This is a genomic window from Paenibacillus uliginis N3/975 (assembly GCF_900177425.1).
Classification (GTDB): domain Bacteria; phylum Bacillota; class Bacilli; order Paenibacillales; family Paenibacillaceae; genus Paenibacillus_AQ; species Paenibacillus_AQ uliginis.
Genome location: NZ_LT840184.1, coordinates 2792915 through 2812014 on the forward strand (window position 1 = coordinate 2792915; position 19100 = coordinate 2812014).

Below are 19100 nucleotides of genomic sequence, written 5' to 3' on the forward strand. Positions count from 1 at the left end.
ACATATGAAAGTGCTTGTTTTAGCCGCGTTAAGTCTGATCGTCCTTTCTGGGTTGTTGATCTTTTACATGAATAAAGTTAGCCCGACGCAAAAAGAAGTTAGAACTATAGAAAAACAAATTACGCAGGATATAAAATTGCTTGAAACCTTGCAGAAGCAGATAGAAGAGCAACAGAATGTGAAAGTGGATACCGTAGCATTACAACAGAAGGTTCCAGTTCAAGCACTTGTTGATCAATTATTGCTCGACATTAGGGCGCTAGAGAAATCATCTTTGAATACTGTTCAAAATATCGGTGTTAGTTACTCCAAGACAACGATGACAGAACTATTTCAAGCTTCGGGGGTGAGTCTAGAGGCCGTAAATTCAAGTCCAAAGGAGAATTCAACGAATGAATCAATAGCATCGAACTCCAAGGAAACAGAAGAAGGAGTAGCAACGATGGAAACAGAAGCCCAAGCATCACCTTCGCCTAATAATGCAAGCGTTCAACCTGAGATTTATAAAGTGGTACTCGGGATGACTGTAAAAACACCAACATTTGCAGATCTCGAGAAATTTATTCTTGGGTTGGAGAACTTAAAGCGTGTTATAAAGGTCGATACGCTAAATTTAACGGAAGAGGTTGATACCTATAGTCTTTCAATTTCTACCTTCTACGTTCCACAAATGGAAGGTGTGGTCGAGGAGCTGCTACCAGCATCTTATCCTTTACCAAGCGGGAAAATAAACCCATTTAACGTAAACAAGCCGATAATCAATACTCCAGGAAGTTAAGAAAGAGGGTGAACTGCTATGTCACTTCGGATTCTTATCGTTGATGATACGAAATTTGTACGTTTGATGTTAACGGATATATTAATGAAATCAGGGTATGAGGTTGTGGGTCAAGCAGAGAACGGTGTCATTGCCGTCGACAAGTTCAGAGAGTTGCGGCCCGATCTGATCATTATGGATATTACGATGCCGGAGATGGACGGAATCACGGCGTTAAAGGAGATTAGGGCCATCGACCCGAAGTCTGTCATTTTAATCTGCTCCGCGATGAGTCAGCGGGATCTCATTTCCAAGGCATTAAAGGCAGGGGCGAACAATTATGTGATGAAGCCGTTTGAACCTGAGTTAGTGAAGGAAATCATTCTAGAAGTCATGCCGCTGATCGAGAACAATAAAAAAGAGCAGGCCTCCATCTTAGCCTCGGCTGAACCCGAAAATGTGCAAGAACTCGTGTTGAGGGTAGACCAGGCATCTCAATTGCATAAAATTGTGGCGGCAGAGACAACAATTGTACCTGTTACAGAGCAGATCAGTGAACAAGATAGCCTAACTGAAGCAGTCGTAGAGCCTATAGCAGCCTCTCTTCCAGAACCAGAACTAGAATTATCAATAGGAGCACTAATAGAAGCACTAATAGAACCTCGCCTAGAAGTGAAGGAAGCACTTGGCTCGGAAACGCCCGATTTGGCGGAACAGGTAGATTCCGTGTCGGAAGCAAGCCTATCTCAAGAAGCGGAAGAAGAGTTCGGCTCATTACTTAAAGGCATTAAAAATGCGGCTCCAACGTTACCCACTATAGATCATGAACGAAGTAACGCTGATCTATTGGAAGACATAACAGCTGCGTATACGGAAGCCGCAGCTTCGATAATCGTGGAAGATGAGACAAGCATTATTATGGATTCTTTAACAACTGATACTGCGATTTCAACCCATCGTCTGGATGTTAAACACGATCATATTCCCGAGGAGTCTAACTCCGGGTCGACAGAAGAGCAGCAAGCCAGCGCAGAAGAGGAAGCATCTTTAGACGAAAACATCAAAGAACAGACCGGAACAATTCATGCCGATGAGAGCGAAGCAGATGAACAAGAAGCATCACCTTCCCGTTCATTGAATCCTGCCGATTGGTTTGAACAAATGATTTTTTCCAATTCCAATAAAACGGAGGATGCTGAGATGGCAAGAAATCCGCAAATGTTAGATTCTGAGGTCGGACAGGAACATCATATGGCAACAATTGATCAAGCAAGCAGTTCTAGCCTGCTGCCAGAACTGAAACGTAAGAATATGAGGAACTTCGCAAGCAGTATCATGTGCAAGTTCTCAGAACAGGTCGATGAGAAAGAAATGGATTATTTCGTTGTCTACAACGAATTTGACAAGTCGATTCGAATCGATATGATCTCTCCAGATGAGAAGCGTAACAAAATTCAATTATCCCTGGACGGGTTCACTTTTATTATGGAATGGCTCGAGCAGAAGGGTGTACGCATCGATAAAGTCCTTGATTAAGAGAATCCATCAAAGTTAAGGAGGACAATCATGAAGAACAAGCAAATCAGTCAATTAACTTTGTGCGATTCTTATAATCATTCTCAGATCATACCTATATCCAATGCGCGGCAAATCTTTAACAAAATCGTTAAGGTATACGTGAGCCGAGAAGATATCTATAATTCTTCGAAGACGCCAAGAGAGTTCCAAGCTTATCAAAATATTGATAGCGAAACCTTGCTCATTGTCGTGAGTATCCGCAGTGATTGGTGGACGCCTTGGAAAGGCATAGTGACGGAGGATGTCTACTTTTATCGTGAACCTTTCGCGCAATGAAGTACAGAAATGAATGAAGAAGTGGGCACCTCCAATCAGGGAGAGGCACGCTTCTTTTTTTGTTCTTGCAAAATGGGCCGCTGAGAGAACAGACCTATGGTTGAAATTGTGAAAAGGTTGTACAGTGGAAATGTCGAATACAGTTATTAACTGTAACAATCAATATAGAAAAGGAGTTAACGACATGAACATCAAGAATGCATTTGAAGTCGCCAAAGAAATGGAAGCTTTAGCGAACGGATATAATGAATTAGCTGCAAGAGAATCGAGTGAAGAAGTTAGACACATATATACTGAAATGACCTATCAATTGGACGAGCTGCAATCCAAGCTGCTTCAAATCTCGAATTATTATCCTGAGGATCAAGTAGAGAAGAGCGTCACGCTTACGAGAGAAATCGAAGAGCTCCCTACGGGCAGTAAGCTTACCTTGCTGCACGCCTATGCTAACGATAATCTAGCACTCGTCGAAGATGAGGGGATGGAGCTGTATTTGGTACCATGGGATGCTCTTGAAGAAGAGTTGACTATGTAAATGTAGAGATTGTTCTGAGTGAATATTTTATTTATAGTTGAATCAATTTCATAAGTCACAAGCCTTGATTTAACAAGGTTTTTCAGACATAGAAAAAGGAGTCTCTCCCCAAATTTCGAATAGGTTAAGCGACTAAAGAGACGAGGTGAACTCCCTAGCCATATATTCGACACGAGTTTTTTTCTGCTATCGGATGGTCTTATAGCGGCGATGAATTAAATAAACAGAGGCTTATTCTTAAGCTTCTCAGGATGTCGAGATTTTCTCGACATCTATTTTTATGCCAGTAATTTAGACAAAAAAATTCCCCGAGATTATAAAAGAACATCCTACCTCTATTGTTGAATATGCCGATTTTCAGTCGAGCACTTCAATAGCTTTTGACGATTTTTCGTTTGAATTACCTCTCATACTGGGATGGGATGCAGCTGGAACCGTCATTGAGGCAGGGGAAAAAGTGAAAAAAGTCCGAGCTGGGGATATGCGGGATTTATCGACATTCCACCCTGGCCGTGTCTACATAAAAGCGTAATAAGTGTGTAAATACGCTACAAACTATGTCCTTGGACTTAGGTTTGGTGCCGCTAAAAAGGACATTTCAACTATTTTTTGGCGTTTTTAACGAAGAGAAAGAGGTATTGTGTTAATATGGAATAAATAGGAACATACGATCTGTTTATGCGAGAGGAGACGTCCTGACGATGGAGATGCTGAAACCACCCGCTGAGACACTATACGAAAAGCAGTTGCGGGCGCTGCGCGAGGAGGACACGGGCAAACGCCCCCCGAACTGGCTGTTGTCCCCGGCATATGTGCGGGACTTCATAATTGGGCGGGACGAGCCTGCCATGCTTGATAGCGAGCCGATCGAAATCACGCGCAAATTTTACGGCAATGACGTGCTGATCGAGCGCGCGGTCGTGACGCTGGCGGGCAACCGGGGCCTGATGCTGGTGGGAGAGCCGGGCACTGCCAAAACGATGCTCAGTGAGCTTTTGGCGGCGGCCGTATCGGGCACTAGCCTGAACACGATCCAAGGGACGGCCGGCACGACGGAAGACATGATCAAATATTCTTGGAACTATGCGATGCTGCTTGATAAAGGCCCCTCCGAGGCGGCACTGGTGCCGTCCCCGCTATATACCGGCATGAAGAAGGGCATCCTGACGCGGTTCGAAGAGATTACACGGAGTCCGTCGGAGGCACAGGACAGCTTGATCAGCATCCTAAGCGATAAAGTGATGAGCATTCCCGAGCTTGAAGGGGGCGTGCTGTTCGCGCAGCCTGGCTTCAACGTCATTGCTACGGCGAACATCCGGGACAAGGGGATCAACGAGATGAGCGGCGCCCTGAAGCGCCGGTTCAACTTCGAGACGATCAAGCCGATCGGCAATGTGAAGATGGAGGCCAAAATCATCGAATCCCAGGCCCGTAGCCTGCTGCAGCATAGCGGCATCGAGGTCGAAATCGATACGGAGGTGGTGGAGCTGCTGGCCACGACCTTCATGGAGCTCCGCACCGGGATGACCCGCGAGGGCTATAGGCTGGATTCGCCGCAGGCAACGATGAGCACGGCGGAAGCCGTGTCCGTGTATGTCCAGAGCGCGATGACGTCGTACTACTATGAAGGGAAGGACATCGCGCTGGATCGGCTTGTGCAGAACATGCTCGGCACAATCGCCAAGGAGAACGAGAAGGACCTGTCGATTCTCAAAACGTATTTCTCGAAGGTCGTGAAGATGCGGTCTAAGGATGAAGGCATCTGGAGCCGGTATTATGAGGAGCAAAAATGGATTGGTTAAGCCAGGTGACGGACGCGGATGTCGCGGCATTAAAAGGCCTGTTTGACGCCAAGGTACACGATCTGGGCAGCGGCACGGTCTACTTTCCGGTCCGGCACCATAGCCCGGCCTGCTGCCACCACCTGGTAAAGCTGATCGATGAATACCGGCCCGAGGCGATCCTTATCGAAGGGCCGGAGAGCGGGAATCCGCTGATCGGGGTGCTTGCCGACGAAGCCACGGTCCCCCCGGTCGCCCTCTATTACACGTACGAGCACGAGGCGGGAAGGGATGCCTGTTATTATCCGATGCTCGCGTGTTCGCCGGAATACGTGGCCCTTAAGGAAGCGGTCAAGCGAGGCATCCCAGCCAAGTTCATCGATCTGGACTACCATCACCTGGCAAGCTGCCATGCTGAGCCGGAGAATACGGAGAAGCTTGAGGCATCCACGCAGGATGAGACGCTGCTGGCCGGATCGGCCTTTATTCAGCGCCTGTGCGCGAAGCTGAACTGCCGCAGCTTTGACGAGCTGTGGGAGAAGGTATTCGAGATTGGCGGACTGGCGAAAACGACGCGCGATTTCGTTCAGGACGTATTTACGTACTGTACGCTGTCCCGCATGTGTTACCCGGAAAGCCGGCTCCTGGCTTCCGGCGATCTTGCGAGGGAAGAGCGCATGCGGGAGCGGATCGCGGAGGCGCGCCGGCAGCATGAGCGCGTGCTTGTCGTCACCGGGGGCTTCCATACGTACGGACTGATCGCCGAAGCGGCGGAGCCGGAAGCTGGGCGCCGGACCTCGGAAAAGCCGGACATGAGCGCCGGACAGGTGCAGCACCAGATTTATCCGATGGCCTACACGTTCCCCGAAGCGGACCGGCTGAACGGATATGCCAGCGGCATGCCGTACCCGAATTACTACGGCATGGTCTGGGAACGTCTTCAGCGCGGGAAGGAACAGCCTTATGGGCTTGTTGCCGTTGACCTAATCGCCCGGCTGACCCGCAAGCTGCGGAAGCTCAATGAGGGCGTATCCACCAGCGACGCGATCGAGGCCTACAGGATGGTGCAAGATCTTGCAGCTTTGCGGGGAAAAAGGGAGGGCGGCGTGTACGAGCTGATGGATGCGGCCCTGTCCTCGTTCGTAAAAGGCGAGCAGTCGCTGGCTACGGAGCAGCCCCATACGGAGCTTGGGCGGATGCTGACCGGGGATGCCGTCGGCACCGTTGCGAGAAATCCTTTTCATGTGCCGATCGTGGAAGATTTTAAGGAGCGGTGCAAGGAAGCAAAGCTCCGGATCGAAACGACAGGACGGCACAAAAAAGTGCTGGACCTCTATGCCAAAGCCGGACATCGCCGGTTAAGCCAGCTGTTTCAGTGCTTGGCCTATCTCGTTCCGACGTTTGCCGAGCGGCTGTCCGGACCGGACTGGACCGCCATGCGGGATATGAGCCTGGTTCGGGAAACGTGGGAGTATGCCTATTCCTCACGCATTGAAGCGCGTTTGATCGAAAACTCCCTGTACGGCGGAACGCTCAGGGAAGCTGCCACGCGCAAACTGGAAGAAGAAATGCAGGGCATCCCGGACCACCATAGCGGCGAGATGGCCCAAAGAATGCTGCAGGCCTTGCTGATGGGGCTGCAAGACACCGCGGCCCGGCTGTACGATCAGGTTCGCTCCGCACTGCGCAAGGATGGAAATTTTCTGTCGCTCTGCGGCAGCTTGCATGCGTTAAATCGAATCCGACAGCATGGCCGATTGTTGGGCCTGACGGAAGATCCGCGGCTGCCGGAACTGGTCGCGGAGGCATACGACAATGCCGTGGATAAGTTAGCGCAGCTGGCGCGCGCGAATTCGGACGAGCATGAGCCGATCATCCAAGGACTTAAGCTGCTGTCCATGCTCGCTGATTCTCCGGACCCGCAGTTCGGGGACGATGTGTTCCGGTCACATATGAACGAGCTCCTTGCCGATCCCGGCCTGCCTGCTCAGCTTGAAGGCGTCTGCGTAGCCATTTCTTCCGGTCTGGAGGATCGGCCGCGGCGGGAAATCGTCGAGCGGGCCCGTGCTTATATTCGCGGGGCCCCGGAACGCATGCGCCAGACGGCCCTTTATTTGCAGGGTGTCTTCGCCGTCTCGCGCGATGCGTTCCTGTACGAGGACGAGCTGTTATCCGAGCTGAACTACTTGGTCGGACAGCTGCCATATGAGGAATTCGTCGGCATGGTCCCCGAGCTGCGGCTGGCGTTTACGTATTTCACGCCGCTGGAAATTGCGCTGATCACCGAGCGGGTGGCGGGGTTGTTCCGCGTGCAGGCCGACGAGCTGGATGCGCCGGCGATGGATGAGTTGGATCTGGCACAAGCCCGGGCGTGGGACGAGGCCGTCAGGAAGGAGTTTGAAGCATGGAAGCTGATTTGAAGCGGCATAGCGGTGAGGGACCGGAAGCCGGGCCAGAGAGCAATTCCCCAAGCACCGCCTCCGAGTCGCTGAACCGTTGGCGGCTCATCCTTGGGGAAGCCGCAAATGAAGGACTTGCCCGGTCGGACGAATTCGATCCGGAGCATTTCCGGTATGCCGAAGTGGATGAAATTCTGGATTACCTGTACAGCCGCGAGCATGGCGAGGAGCAGGGCTACCGGAAAGAAGGCGGACGCGGCCCGTCGAATCTGACCGTTCCGTCCTGGCTGTACAAGGTCCGGGAGCTGTTTCCCAAGCCGACCGTCGAAATCCTGGAAAAGCAGGCGTTGGACCGCTACGGCTTGACCGAGCTGCTGACCGACAAAAAGCTGCTGGAGTCGCTTGAGCCGAACATGGGACTGCTGAAAAACATCATGCAGTTCAAGGGACGCATGAAGGGTGAGGCGCTGAAAAGCGCGAAGGACATCGTGCGCCGGGTCGTGGAGGATCTGCGCCGCAAGCTGGAGACCCAAGCGAGGGCGAGCATTATGGGCAAACGCTCAAGGTACGCGGACAGCCCCGTTCGTTCGCTGCGCAACCTCGACTTCAAGCGAACGATTGCAAAAAACCTGAAAAACTACGACCGGGAAAAACGCCGGCTGGTGATTGAGCGTCTTTATTTTGACGGCAACGTCCAAGCACGGAACAAGTGGAACGTCATCATCGGCGTGGACGAAAGCGGCAGCATGATGGATTCGGTCATTTACAGCTCCGTCATGGCCAGCATCTTTAGCCGATTGAACGCCTTGCGCACAAAGCTGTTCATTTTCGATACCGAGGTGGTGGATCTCAGCGACAGGCTGGAGGACCCGGTGGACGTGCTGATGAACGTGCAGCTTGGCGGAGGCACCCACATCGCGAAGGCGCTGCGTTACGGCGAGACGCTGATCGAGAATCCCGGCAAAACGATCTATATTTTGGTCAGCGACCTGGAGGAGGGATACCCCATCCAGCATATGTACAAAGCGTGCAAGGATATCGTCGATGCGGGCTGCAAGCTGCTGGTGCTGACCGCGCTCGATTTCGAAGGAAATTCCGTATACAACAAGCACGCGGCCCAGGTTCTGGCCGATCTTGGAGCGCACGTCGCTGCCATTACGCCGAACGAGCTTGCGGACTGGATCGGGGACATTGTCACTTGAACATCCGTTCTTCCGCCGGATAACGATAAGTTGAATCGCAACAGCCTTGCTGTTTAAAACAAACCTTTCATGGAGGTATGAATGATGATTACCGCAGACCGCACCATCGAAACGCTGGCGGAAAAATTCGCCCAGGTATGCTCCGATGAATATTCCCTGAAAACGGACCGGAGCGAGCAAATTTACGATTACATCATGGGAAACACCGACACATTCCCCGATATGCTCGGCAAAAAGAGCCATTATACATACTTGAGCACGGAAGCGCTCATGAAGCTGGGCCGGAAGGACGAAGGGGATGTCTTTTTCCGGGCAGGAGCGATCCTGATTCATCTGGAATCCGACTACCGAAATTCCTGGAGAGAAAGCGCGTTCTCCCTGTGCTTGGGCGACGATGCGAAGGCATATGGACTGGCAGGAAAAACGAAGGGCAACGACCGGATGGGCAAAGTCGCGGCACGATTGGAGAACATCCGTACCTATGCTGGCAATAGCGAGATCGTGGATGAGCTCAAGCGCAGCTTGACCAAGATGCAGAGGCATCTGGAAAACCAAAAAACGAATCATGCGAATAACAGCAACGACATGGTGGAAGCGCTGCTGCTCTTCCATGCCTACAGCGGATTGCCTGGCGATGCCAAGCATGACGCTAAGGTTCAGTCCTTCAACAACGAGCTTCCCGAGCTGTACCGGGCCGTGCTGGCAAGAGACGCGTCCTTGGTGAGGCGACTGCTCCATACGTTGTTTGAGCCGCTCGTCGTCGGATACGCGCAGACGAAGGATAACCGATCATGGCAGGAGCTGGATCAGGAGTGGTTGGAGCAGAAGCGCAAGGCGATCATGGCGAATCGATACCCGGACGCCTCGACGGGCGGGAAGGACCGCGTCACGCCGAGCGTGCTCCAGAACACGCTGATGCTCGCTTGCACGTCCTTGCTGTACCTGGTCAACGTCGCGGGCGGCAAAGAAGCCTTCCTGGACAAACAGGACGACACCGGACTTGCGTTGCTGGAAGGTCTGCGCGAGCTGCATGAGATATATCCGCTGGAAGTGCGCCATTACCTACTCAGCATGGACTATCGCGCCAAAAATACGGAAGAGCTGTTAAGCGGCCTGTTGCCGGTGGACGAGCCCTTCCGGCTGATCGAGCAGCTGTGCACCGATTTGTACAGCCACTATGTGCCGTGGCAGGCGCTGCAAGCGTCCATCGCGGGCGATCCGGAGCGGGCCAAGCGTGCATTCGACCTTTCGCGTTCCGCCTATTTCAGGGCATTCATCCATAAAGTGCTCGACGATCATGGCGTAGCGCTGCCGCCGGAAGCCGGCACGGTGGAGGATGCCGTGTTTGCCGCCTTGCGCCACCCGCTCGAAGCGGGACGCCACGGCTTGAATGCTGCACGGTACCTCTCAGGAGAGACATCGCTAGAGGACTACTGGAAAGACAACGTGAACCGCGCCCTGTTCACCCATCTGAACCGGAACCCGAAACGCATCGCCAACCTGATCAAGATCACGTTCCTGCCGGTGGAATCCGAAGCGATGCGCCGTTTCGCGGTGCTGCTCTCGCGTCCCGAAACAGGCACGATGGAGGCGCTGTCCGATCTGTATTCCTCTTATGCCTTTAGCGGACAGCAGCTGCTCAAGGCGCACGGCGATGACCCGGAGGTAAACCGCGACCATTTGCTATCCAGCCTGTTTCAGCTCAACGGCATGCGCGATTACAGCTATCGCGCGGTCCCGCACGATGAATATGCGCAAATCGTCGAGCAGAACCTGGAATTCGCGTTCAGCCAGTACAAATCGCTGCCTGCCGATACCCGCCTGCTAGCGCTGGACATTGCGTTCGGGGAAGGGAAGCAGCTCACGCTGGAGCAGATCTCCAGTACGCTTCGCCTGGGCCTTCAGGACTCGTCAAAGAAGGCGAATGCGCTTGCCGCAGCAAAATTCAACCGTACGCCGGACCCGGAGCTCTACATCCACGTTTACCGCAACGAGAAAAAGGCCGGCATCAAGGAAATGGTGCTGAACGCCATCCGCAGCCTGGAACAACCCCAAACGGTTTACCAGTCGCTGCTGACTAGCGAAAAATCCGCCGACTGGAAAACGCTGATCCGGATTTTGATGGATACGGCGGAGCTCGGCCCGATGCATGCGCATGCGGCGCTCGCGGAGCAAGCCGATGCCAAGAAACGGTCCCGCATCGGCTGGCTGTCCGCCAGCGAGCTGCCCGATCTCACAGGCGCCGATGGAGAGGTGCTGGATGAACGGATCAAAACGTATATTCTTCTTCAATCGGTCGATCATAGCGCCGCTCCGAACGAAGGATTGAACGAAGTGCGCACGTATGCCACCGCGGATTCTCTGGCACGCTTTGCGATGGAGCTGCTACAGGTTTGGATTCAGGAAGGGGCCCCGGCCAAGGAAAAGTGGGCCATGTACCTGTCCGCGCTGTTCGGTGACGTGCAGCTGGTAAGTATCTTCATGCGCCAGATCAAGGAGTGGACGGAAAACAGCCGCGGCGCGATTGCGGCCGATGCCGTCAAGGTGCTGGCCTACCTGAAGGAACCGGCCGCACTGATGGCCATCGACTCGATCAAACGCTCCGTGAAGAATCGCCAGGTGAAGACCGCAGCGGAGGAAGCGCTGCTGCTGGCTGCGGAACAAATGGGGCTCACGGCCGAGCAGCTGGAGGACCGCCTGGTGTCGTCGCTCGGCTTCGACGAGAAAGGAACACAGCGGCTCAGCTACGGCGAGCGCTCCTTCCTGATCAAGGTCAACACCGATCTTCAGCTCGTGGTGTGGAACGAAGAGGCCGGCAAAGCGGTCAAGTCGCTGCCCGCTCCCGGACAGAAGGATGATCCAGACTTGGCGTCCATGGCGAAGGCATGGTTCACTCAGCTGAAAAAGGACCTTAAAACGATGGTGAACGTGCAAATGCAGCGTTTGGAGGAATCGCTGTCCAAGCAGCGCTTATGGACGGGCGAAGATTGGAAGCGCCTGTTTGTGGACAACGTCATCATGCAGAAGTTCGCGGTCGGCCTGATCTGGGGCGTTTATGAGGATGGAGGCTTGACGCTGACCTTCCGTTACATGGAGGACGGCACGTTCAACACCGTGGACGAGGAAGAATACGAGCTGGATTTGGCGTCCAGGATCGGGCTCGTACACCCGTTGGAACTAGAGGCTTCCGTCATCGAGGCCTGGAAAACCCAGCTGGAGGATTATGAAATCGTTCAGCCGTTCGCTCAGCTGCAGCGGGAGACGCACGCCATCCTGGAAGAAGAGCAGGATAAAGGCGAGTACGAACGGCTGCCGGACGCGGAACTATCCCCGACCGGGTTTCCGAAGGCGCTCGAAAAGTATGGCTGGATCAAAGGGCAGCCGATGGACGGCGGCTGGTACCACGAGTTCTACAAAAATTACGGCGACATGAAGGCCGAGCTGACATTCAGCGGAACGAGCATATCCTATTATGAGGGCCTTGAGGATATCACGCTGGAGTCGCTCATTTTCTTCAAGGCGGGCAAGGAGAGAGATTATTCCTATTATAGCGACCGCAAGCCGATCCCGCTCGGAAAGGTTCCCGGGCGAGTATTCAGCGAAACGGTTTATGACATTTTGAGAGCGGCGGGGCGTTGAGCGCGTGACAAACTTAGAAGCGAAATTCCGGCTGTTTGCGGAGAACTGCACCGAGGATTACCTGATCCGGTACGCCAACAAAGGGCTTTACAAGCGCTCCTTAAAAGACATCGATCAAGGCGTCAGCGTGCAATATGCGTGGAATGCCTCGTCCGTAAGCTGCCGGCTTAGCGAGGGCACGACTTGTACGCTGGAGGACCGGCTGGATCAATGGCAATGCTCGTGCCCGTCCGAGCGTATCTGCAAGCATGTGCTCATTGCGATCCTGTATTACCAGAAAGAACATGGCGGCGATGTGTCGGCAATAGGGACGGCGGCATCGGAGCCTGCCGAAGCAAGCGATCCATCCGTCCGGCCGGATGCTTCCGGCAACCAGCCGGACGGGACGGTGCTTGCGCAGAAGGCTGCGGATGCGGATGCTTCCTCCCAAGCGCAGACAACGGCATCCGTTGATGGCACGCCTGCACCGAAGTCTCACGTCTCATCCAGTCGGTTTCAGTGGCTGCTGTCCTCTGACCTGAAGCGGCTGATCAAGCCATACAGCGCCGCGGTCGTGGAGGAAGCGTTGTTCCGGCTCGGATACCCTGCCGAGATTGAGGTGATCCGGGACCCGCTGTTGCTCACGGTCCGGCTGGTCAGCCAGCAGGTGGAGGTTTCCTTTACGGAGGAGCCGGATCTCGGCAAGGCACTCTTCAAGCCGAAGCAGGCGGCAGGAACCTCGGCCAAGCTCGAAGCGCTGCTGCGCTACCGGAAGCTGCATGGGCTGGATGACGCCGAAGCGTTGGGCGAAAGGGCTTATGAGGCCAAGTTTTCGTTACAGACGGTCCGGGAATGCCGCGAAATACTGGCTGGCATGCTGCGGACGGGACTGGCCCGATTGCCGCAATCGTTCATGGCGCAGCTGGAGACGCTGGCGGTAGCTGCCCACAGCGGCAACCTGCCGGACATTGAACGCAGCCTGCGCGGCATTCAGGGCGAGCTGCAGCTCTTCCTGAACCGGCATGTCCGCTTTTCCATGCCATCCCTGCTGGATCGGATTACCAAGCTGTATCTCGCGCTCCAGGTGCTGGAACAGCAGCGGGTATCGGCCATGCAGCAAAGCCAGCTCATCGGCAGCTTTCGAAGCAAGTACTTTACCGTCCCCGAGCTGCATCTGTACGGGCTCGGAGCGGACGCCTGGGAGACCCGATCGGGCTATCGGGGCATCACGTATTATTTTTACGGCCTGAATGACCAGGAAGTGTACACATACAGCGACGTGAGGGCAACGTATTACGATAACCAGCAATTCAGCTACACCGACCGTTATGCATCCAAAATTCCATGGCTGCCGGGCGTAAGCTTCCGGGAATGGGCAGGGGAGGAGCTCCGGTTCCGCAACGTTAAGGTGAACGAGGAGCGCCGTCTTTCCTCCGGAGAAGGAGCCAAGCTGGAGCTGCTTGGACGAAAACCCGTGGAAGAGGTACGTTTCGGGGAGCGGCTGATGCAGGACCCGGCTCAGATTACCCGGGAGGAGCACGCAACGGTCGACCTCTTTGCTGCACCGCGCGAACGGCTGGCACTGGTGCGAATCGCTCGGATCGCGGACCAGTCCTTCCACGCGCAAACCCAGGAGTTGCACGTCACTGTGGAGCACGAGTCAGGGGAAACCCTCGTCATGGTCTTTCCGTATGACAAGGATTGGGAGACAGCCATACATCGGCTGGAAAAAGGATACGGCTTGTCCAAACTGGAGCATTTCACCGCATTCGTTCGCATTCAGGGCGGGCGCATGTTTCCAATCAGTTTCCTAAAAGAGGACAAAGTGATTAGCCTGAAGCTGGACGTCGGATTCGGCAGGAGGGGTGCATTTGCGAGAATATAGTTCTTTGCTGGAGCAGTTGGAAGCTTGGACGAGCGAATTGTTGCTGCGCGGCGTTGCCCAAATCGGTCTTAAAGACGTTGAACGGCTGCAGGAGCTGCTGGCAGGGGCGAAACGCTGGGACATGGCATTTTTGCAAGAGCTGATGGAACCATTGATCGATAATGGACGCAAAATGGCCTTGGGCGAAGGAGACGAAACGCTGCTGCTGTTTCAATACTGCCGTCTGGCTCAGTACGTGCAGGCCGGTTTGCAGGAACGGGTCTGAAATCAGGAGCCCTTCCCGTTGGCCCCTAGGGACACGGAACGGAGTGGCAGAAATCATTGGTTAGAGGGCAGGGAAGAAGCATTCCAATGAAACATTTGTCGCAAAATGTGCTGTTACTCCATCAATTTCTGGAGCGTTTCAATTAATTCTTGTTTCGAAATTTTGTAATTTTCTCCAATCCAATTCTTTAATATCTCGATTAAGCCACTCATGTAAAAGTCGCACGCCTTATGAAGATAGATTCCAGTAGACTCAAGTCAGTTGCCACAAAAAAGTGGATTGGCTGGCTCCCGTCGATTTTCACTCTAACTTTATACTTTCTTTAGAAATCCCTGTTACGATGTCTCTGCAGATAAAGAGAAATCATAGTGGACTTCTAAGGAGGAGAATTTCAGCATGCAAGCAGTACAACGATTAAAAGGATTGATAGCTCTGGGGCTGGCATTTACGCTTATTCTATCCCCAGTCAACGCATCAGCAGCAGTAGCACCACAAAAGAACGCTGGAATGAAGGAGGATGTACGCAAGATTACATCACTAACGTCATCAGACTACAAGGATTTAGAGTTCTTGAAGCCGATTTTGAAGGATAAAACGGTCGTCAGCCTCGGCGAGAACTTCCACCGTGTTGCGGAATACAGCAGCATGAAGACGCGACTGATCAAATATTTGCACGAAGAGCTGGGATTTGACGTGATCGCATTTGAATCAGGACTTGGGGATGCCTTCATGACGGGCGAGAATGCCGGCTCATTGACCCCGAAAGAAATGATGCAGCGTTCGATTTTCCCGATCTGGCATTCCAAGGAGACGCTGAATCTGTTCGAATACATAAAGAAGCAGCAGGGAACCAAAAACCCGCTCCATCTCGCAGGTTATGACATGCAATTCACTTCGGGATACTTAACACAGTTTATTGCCGGTTGGATTTCCAAGGTGGATAAGGAGCAAGGACAACAGTATTTCAACTTCGAGATGCAAGCAATGACGGATTTGTATAAAGTGCTTAACCAATATGGCATGGACGACGGCCATCCAGAGGCGAAGGAAGCGATTAAGAAGGTCAAGGAAGCGTACGAACCGAACTATAAGGCATTGATCCAATTCATCCAAAAGCATAAGAAAGAACTCGCCGCAGCTTATCCAGCCAACCCGCATATGGTGGATATTGCGGTCAAGACGCTCGAAGATCGGATCAAGTTCATCGAGATGGGAATGTACGATACGAAGGAAAGCTATGAATTCCGCGACCGGATCATGGCCGACAACGTCGAGTGGTTAATGAAGGTGATGTATCCCGGCAAGAAAGTGATTTTATGGGCACATAATGATCATTTGGCTAAGAATACATCCAAGATTCAGACGAAAGAGCAAGGGAAATGGATCGGCAGCTTTACCAGCATGGGCGAACTGCTCAATAAGAAGCTGAAGGATAAAGCTTATGTGGTCGGACTATATATGAACAGCGGCAAAGCGAGCACCATTACGACACAGAAGATCTTCGATATCAAGCCGATGCCGAAGGGAAGTCTGGAGGAGCTGATGATGCGCAGCGGCTATAAAATTGCCTTTGCCGATCTATCCAAGCACAAATCCCCGAACCAGAGCAACTCCTGGATGTTCAAGCCGATCTATGCAGCGGAAGATGGCATGACCTCCGAGATCATCGCGCCGATGTCGATGAAATTTGTTCCGAAAGAGCAGTACGACGGCATTATCGTCTTCGATAAAGTGAAGGAACCAACAACGAAATTCTAATCTTGTCCATTGGAGACTCGATAAATCTAAAATTTATAACAAAAAGTGCCTGTAGTCCATATAGGCACTTTTTGTTATAGGGAATAGGGGATGTTCTCAAGTTCTTGTCACTAACAACGAACGCCCAGCGGCTACCAGATTAGATTCGTTGCGCTCAAGTTATTCGATTAAGCGATCAAGGCCGGTAAACTGAGTCACTTGGTCGGGTACGAAGGAACGCATGAATTCTTCGTTCAACCCTACTGAAACACCAGTAATAGTCGGTCGATCAAAGATTTGACCCATCCTTCCAACAGCAGGTCTGAACCCTCGAATTCCGGCTCCAGAATCTCCTTCTTTCCGTTAGCCTATGTAACAATTTGGAAAAAGTGTATGGAGGTGAACATTATGCCCCAGCGGACAATCAATTGTGGATTGAAACCTACCTAAGCGATAGGGCAAAGCCATCGGAGAATATGCTAGAAATATTTTGTGTTATAAAAATTACGGAGCTCTTTGTCATATAAATATAATAATTTCGCACTAAAATACCGATAAAATTATTATAGTACTATAGTACTATAATATACATAACAAGGGGTAGATTTGTATGAGGAATTCAAAACATGTGAAGGGAGCAAAAGTACTCGTAAGTCTATTAATGAGTTTACATATGTTCGCTTTTTCGAGTATTTCCTTCGCTGCAACAAACGAACCCAATGATATTGATACCGGGATCTCAGGCCTGACTTATAATCGCAATGAAGTTTTGGCCGTAAAAGGGGATCAAATCAGTAGTTTTGTTCCCAAAGAAGGCATTCAGTCCAATGGGAAATTTATCGTGATCGAACGGGACAAAAAATCACTCACAACGTCACCTGTAGATATTTCAATCATTGATTCAATCACAAATCGCACTTATCCAGGCGCAATACAGCTTGCAAATCAGGATTTTGCGGATAATCAGCCTAACCTGGTTATGTCGGCAAGAAAACCGTTAGATATTAGCATTGATCTGCCTGGGTTGAAGAACGAAAATACAATTACTGTTCAAAATCCAAATTACGGCAATGTTTCTAGTGCCGTTGATCAGCTCGTGTCGACTTGGGGTGAGAAGTACTCCGGTACGCATACGCTGCCTGCGAGATTGCAGTATGCAGAATCTATGGTTTACAGCCAAAATCAAATTTCCAGCGCACTGAATGTGAACGCTCAAGTGCTTAACGGTACACTCGGAATCGACTTTAACGCGGTCGCAAACGGCGAGAAAAAAGTGATGGTGGCTGCGTATAAGCAAATCTTTTATACCGTAAGTGCAGCCCTTCCTAACAATCCATCAGACTTGTTTGATGACAGTGTGACTTTTGCTGAGTTAGCCCGCAAAGGGGTAAGCAATGAGACTCCGCCACTCATGGTATCTAACGTAGCTTATGGCAGAACGATTTATGTAAAATTGGAGACGACTTCCAAGAGCAATGACGTACAAACGGCATTTAAGTTATTGCTCAATAATCCTAGCGTACAAACGAGCGGACAGTACAAAGATATTTATGAAAACAGTTCGTTTACGGCTGTTGTATTGGGTGGCGACGCGCAAACACATAACCAGATCGTCTCGAAAGACTTCAATGTCATTCAAAGTGTAATCAAGGACAATGCACAATTCAGCAGCAAAAACCCTGGTTACCCGATTTCATACACGAGTGTCTTCTTGAAAGACAATTCCATTGCTGCAGTTCACAACAATACAGAATACATCGAGACGAAAACGACTGAATATACGAAGGGTAAAATAACCCTTGATCATAGTGGTGCATATGTAGCTCAGTTCGAAGTATCTTGGGATGAATTCACATTTGATGAAAATGGACAAGAGATCTTGACTCGTAAAGGTTGGGAAGGAAATTGGCGTGATAAAACAGCGCATTTCTCGACAGAGATTCCAATTCCGCCTAATGCCAAGAACATCAAAATTTTTGCAAGAGAATGTACAGGTCTTGCTTGGGAATGGTGGAGAAATATTATTGATGAAACGAATGTACCGTTAACCAGCAATATCAAAGTATCGATTTGGGGTACAACGTTATATCCGTATACCTCCATTACTTACTAGTCATTACTGAAAATCTCCCCATTCATTTGGGGAGATTTTTTCATGTGGAGCTATGGCGATACAATAATCCCATTCCGGCATTATCAGGGTGATATTTACTTATCCGGCACCAATGAAGCAGTGATCCCAAAGATGATTGAGGTTGTGACTGAACTAGGGGCGGATGTGCTGAAAGGGTAATTGTTCAATACTTATATAAAGAAGGTTTCTCGGCTGCCGCTTTCCGAGCTCTGAAGCTTGTCGTATTACGTTTACGAAACATGATAATTTAATGATATAGATTGATGAGCAGGCGCTTCGGTAGCTTTCTTATTCTATTAAGCTAACGGGCAGTTTAACGTCGAGATCGGTCAGGAGAAAAAAGAAAGCTCAGTCCGAGTGAGTTATTCAGATCACCCGAATCACTGCCAGTAATTATCGTAGAAGGCATTTTAGCAGTGGGATTTGAACCACCTAGATTGTGCGACTGTGAGGCGTAACGTCAAAAAACCCTCCGTTGAAGGAGGGAATTCAAGTCCAATATGTTGAAAATCCTTCAGCATCATTTTTGTTTAATACTTTCAATGATGATGCTATGGCGGTGCTTACTTGACCCGCTAACCCGGATGGGTACGCTGGTGCGGCCTGATAGGATATGTCTGTGTCCATTTGCAATTCTCGAAACTTGACGGAACCGATGAAAGTGTCTGGCTCCCTGACCATTAATTGCATTTCCGGTGATCCCGGAATAGGAATGACGATGTCCGTTTGTGATTTGAGTAATACCATTGAATGAATGACGGTGAGTACCATTACCTGGAATAAGGCGATCCGTCAAATTGCGAAAACGATGCTGATGCCCTTGGGTCACCGTCGTGCGACCGCTCATGCGATGTTGAAATCGAGCTGTTTGAGACTTTTTCGCAGTTTTACTCAATGTAATTCCTCCTTTCCACTCTGTTACCAGTAAGATAC

General features: G+C 51.2%; 15 protein-coding genes and 1 pseudogene. 14 read left to right on the forward strand and 2 right to left on the reverse strand.

Going from position 1 to position 19100, the window contains the following annotated elements; translation table 11 throughout:
* Positions 1 to 4 precede the first annotated feature (4 nt).
* From B9N86_RS13195 to B9N86_RS13245, 11 genes and pseudogenes are all read left to right on the forward strand, one after another.
* A complete protein-coding gene (locus B9N86_RS13195; protein WP_208919682.1) occupies positions 5 to 778 on the forward strand; it encodes a hypothetical protein in 774 nt (257 codons plus the stop codon).
* 18 nt (positions 779 to 796) lie between these two features.
* Positions 797 to 1153 (forward strand): annotated as a pseudogene (locus B9N86_RS30280) (response regulator); the annotation flags it as partial.
* A gap of 1170 nt (positions 1154 to 2323) precedes the next feature.
* Positions 2324 to 2611: a hypothetical protein gene (locus tag B9N86_RS13205; protein ID WP_208919684.1), complete on the forward strand. Its 288-nt coding sequence runs from the start codon at positions 2324 to 2326 to the stop codon at positions 2609 to 2611.
* A gap of 184 nt (positions 2612 to 2795) precedes the next feature.
* Positions 2796 to 3146, forward strand: a complete 351-nt coding sequence (locus B9N86_RS13210) for a hypothetical protein (RefSeq protein ID WP_208919685.1) — start codon at positions 2796 to 2798, stop codon at positions 3144 to 3146.
* 373 nt (positions 3147 to 3519) lie between these two features.
* Positions 3520 to 3678: an alcohol dehydrogenase catalytic domain-containing protein gene (locus B9N86_RS30285; RefSeq protein ID WP_280174995.1), complete on the forward strand. Its 159-nt coding sequence runs from the start codon at positions 3520 to 3522 to the stop codon at positions 3676 to 3678.
* A gap of 169 nt (positions 3679 to 3847) precedes the next feature.
* Positions 3848 to 4948 (forward strand): ATP-binding protein, encoded by a 1101-nt coding sequence (locus B9N86_RS13220; RefSeq protein WP_208919686.1) that lies wholly within the window; start codon positions 3848 to 3850, stop codon positions 4946 to 4948.
* Positions 4936 to 7347: a DUF5682 family protein gene (locus tag B9N86_RS13225; RefSeq protein WP_208919687.1), complete on the forward strand. Its 2412-nt coding sequence runs from the start codon at positions 4936 to 4938 to the stop codon at positions 7345 to 7347. Before B9N86_RS13220 ends, B9N86_RS13225 begins: the two co-directional genes overlap by 13 nt.
* Complete coding sequence (locus tag B9N86_RS13230; RefSeq protein ID WP_208919688.1) at positions 7332 to 8528, forward strand: VWA domain-containing protein; 1197 nt, start codon at positions 7332 to 7334, stop codon at positions 8526 to 8528. The genes B9N86_RS13225 and B9N86_RS13230 overlap by 16 nt, the downstream gene beginning before the upstream one ends.
* A gap of 81 nt (positions 8529 to 8609) precedes the next feature.
* Entirely contained in the window at positions 8610 to 12167 is a 3558-nt protein-coding gene (locus B9N86_RS13235) for a DUF4132 domain-containing protein (RefSeq protein WP_208919689.1), read from the forward strand.
* Between the two features lie 4 nt (positions 12168 to 12171).
* Complete coding sequence (locus B9N86_RS13240; protein ID WP_208919690.1) at positions 12172 to 14031, forward strand: SWIM zinc finger family protein; 1860 nt, start codon at positions 12172 to 12174, stop codon at positions 14029 to 14031.
* The gene (locus B9N86_RS13245; RefSeq protein ID WP_208919691.1) at positions 14018 to 14296 is read left to right on the forward strand and encodes a hypothetical protein; all 279 of its coding nucleotides are present in this window, start codon (positions 14018 to 14020) and stop codon (positions 14294 to 14296) included. Before B9N86_RS13240 ends, B9N86_RS13245 begins: the two co-directional genes overlap by 14 nt.
* A gap of 113 nt (positions 14297 to 14409) precedes the next feature.
* Here B9N86_RS13245 and B9N86_RS30960 read toward each other — a convergent pair whose 3' ends face one another.
* On the reverse strand, positions 14410 to 14508 hold the full coding sequence (locus B9N86_RS30960; RefSeq protein WP_208919692.1) for a hypothetical protein: 99 nt from the start codon (positions 14506 to 14508) through the stop codon (positions 14410 to 14412).
* Between the two features lie 184 nt (positions 14509 to 14692).
* Here B9N86_RS30960 and B9N86_RS13255 point away from each other — a divergent pair, with 184 nt between their 5' ends.
* The 3 genes from B9N86_RS13255 to B9N86_RS13265 all read left to right on the forward strand — a co-directional run bounded on the left by B9N86_RS13255 (position 14693) and on the right by B9N86_RS13265 (position 18326).
* Positions 14693 to 16054 (forward strand): erythromycin esterase family protein, encoded by a 1362-nt coding sequence (locus B9N86_RS13255; protein ID WP_208919693.1) that lies wholly within the window; start codon positions 14693 to 14695, stop codon positions 16052 to 16054.
* Between the two features lie 589 nt (positions 16055 to 16643).
* Positions 16644 to 18146, forward strand: a complete 1503-nt coding sequence (locus B9N86_RS13260; RefSeq protein WP_208919694.1) for a thiol-activated cytolysin family protein — start codon at positions 16644 to 16646, stop codon at positions 18144 to 18146.
* A gap of 42 nt (positions 18147 to 18188) precedes the next feature.
* The gene (locus B9N86_RS13265) at positions 18189 to 18326 is read left to right on the forward strand and encodes a hypothetical protein (RefSeq protein ID WP_208919695.1); all 138 of its coding nucleotides are present in this window, start codon (positions 18189 to 18191) and stop codon (positions 18324 to 18326) included.
* A gap of 361 nt (positions 18327 to 18687) precedes the next feature.
* On the opposite strand, the gene B9N86_RS13270 is transcribed toward B9N86_RS13265, so the two are convergent.
* A complete protein-coding gene (locus tag B9N86_RS13270) occupies positions 18688 to 19014 on the reverse strand; it encodes a YmaF family protein (RefSeq protein ID WP_210190670.1) in 327 nt (108 codons plus the stop codon).
* Positions 19015 to 19100: the final 86 nt, after the last annotated feature.

Bases quoted from the DNA above. Each gene is read 5' to 3' on its own strand.
- B9N86_RS13195 (WP_208919682.1), top strand. From the start codon at position 5: ATGAAAGTGCTTGTTTTAGCCGCGTTAAGTCTGATCGTCCTTTCTGGG.
- B9N86_RS13205 (WP_208919684.1), top strand. From the start codon at position 2,324: ATGAAGAACAAGCAAATCAGTCAATTAACTTTGTGCGATTCTTATAAT.
- B9N86_RS13210 (WP_208919685.1), top strand. From the start codon at position 2,796: ATGAACATCAAGAATGCATTTGAAGTCGCCAAAGAAATGGAAGCTTTA.
- B9N86_RS13220 (WP_208919686.1), top strand. From the start codon at position 3,848: ATGGAGATGCTGAAACCACCCGCTGAGACACTATACGAAAAGCAGTTG.
- B9N86_RS13225 (WP_208919687.1), top strand. From the start codon at position 4,936: ATGGATTGGTTAAGCCAGGTGACGGACGCGGATGTCGCGGCATTAAAA.
- B9N86_RS13230 (WP_208919688.1), top strand. From the start codon at position 7,332: ATGGAAGCTGATTTGAAGCGGCATAGCGGTGAGGGACCGGAAGCCGGG.
- B9N86_RS13235 (WP_208919689.1), top strand. From the start codon at position 8,610: ATGATGATTACCGCAGACCGCACCATCGAAACGCTGGCGGAAAAATTC.
- B9N86_RS30960 (WP_208919692.1), bottom strand. From the start codon at position 14,508: ATGAGTGGCTTAATCGAGATATTAAAGAATTGGATTGGAGAAAATTAC.
- B9N86_RS13255 (WP_208919693.1), top strand. From the start codon at position 14,693: ATGCAAGCAGTACAACGATTAAAAGGATTGATAGCTCTGGGGCTGGCA.
- B9N86_RS13260 (WP_208919694.1), top strand. From the start codon at position 16,644: ATGAGGAATTCAAAACATGTGAAGGGAGCAAAAGTACTCGTAAGTCTA.
- B9N86_RS13265 (WP_208919695.1), top strand. From the start codon at position 18,189: ATGTGGAGCTATGGCGATACAATAATCCCATTCCGGCATTATCAGGGT.
- B9N86_RS13270 (WP_210190670.1), bottom strand. From the start codon at position 19,014: ATGAGCGGTCGCACGACGGTGACCCAAGGGCATCAGCATCGTTTTCGC.